Origin of the sequence: Kineococcus indalonis (genome assembly GCF_009906395.1) — a bacterium.
Taxonomy (GTDB): domain Bacteria; phylum Actinomycetota; class Actinomycetes; order Actinomycetales; family Kineococcaceae; genus Kineococcus; species Kineococcus indalonis.
Genome location: NZ_JAAALM010000906.1, coordinates 1 through 860 on the forward strand (window position 1 = coordinate 1; position 860 = coordinate 860).

The following is an 860-nucleotide window of genomic DNA, read 5'->3' on the forward strand; positions in this document are numbered from 1 at the left end:
GGCGGGTGGTGCGCTCGGGCACGCTCACCCCTTCACCGCGCCGCTGGTCAGGTCGACCTGCCAGTAGCGCTGCAGGCACAGGAACAGCGCCACGAGCGGCAGGATCGACAGCAGCGCGCCGGTCACCACGGAGGTGTACATGGCGGGCTGGGAGGCGCCCTGGTTGAGCAGGCCGTTCAGGCCCACGGTCACGGGGAAGAGCTTGTCGTCGCCGAGCATGATGTAGGGAAGCATGAAGTTGTTCCAGATCGCCACGAACTGGAACAGGAAGACCGTCACCAGGCCGGTGCGCATCATCGGCAGCGCGATGCGGGCGAAGACGCGCGCGTCGCCGGCGCCGTCCACGCGCGCGGCCTCCACGACGTCGTCGGGCACGGCGGCGGCGGCGAAGATGCGGGCCAGGTAGATGCCGTAGGGGCTGATGACGCTGGGCAGCAGCACCGACCAGTACGTGTTGGTCAGGTCCGCCTTGGCCAGCAGCAGGTACTGCGGGACGGCCAGGACCACGCCGGGCACCAGGACCCCGGCGAGCAGCGCGTTGAACACCGCGCGCTTGCCGGGGAAGGAGTACTTCGCCAGCGCGAAGCCGGCCATCGCCGAGACGAGGGTGGAGGCCAGCGCGCCGACGCCGGCGTACAGGGCGGTGTTGAGCATCCAGCGCCAGAACACCCCGTCGCGGTAGGCGCTGAGGTCCGCGACGTTGTCGAGCAGGTGCGTGCCGGGCGCCAGCGTGAACGTGGAGAACAGCTCCGCGGCGCTCTTGGAGGAGGCCACGAGCACCCACAGCACCGGCAGCAGGCAGTAGGCGGCACCGACCAGCAGCGGCAGGCTGACGGCGGCGCTGGGCCGGGGGCCGGCGC

1 protein-coding gene is annotated in these 860 nt (G+C 71.0%); it reads right to left on the reverse strand.

What is annotated here, in order from left to right; translation table 11 throughout:
* Nucleotides 1-24: 24 nt before the first annotated feature.
* Nucleotides 25-828, reverse strand: coding sequence for a carbohydrate ABC transporter permease (locus GTR00_RS21870; protein WP_166613587.1), 804 nt, complete (start codon nt 826-828; stop codon nt 25-27).
* Nucleotides 829-860: the final 32 nt, after the last annotated feature.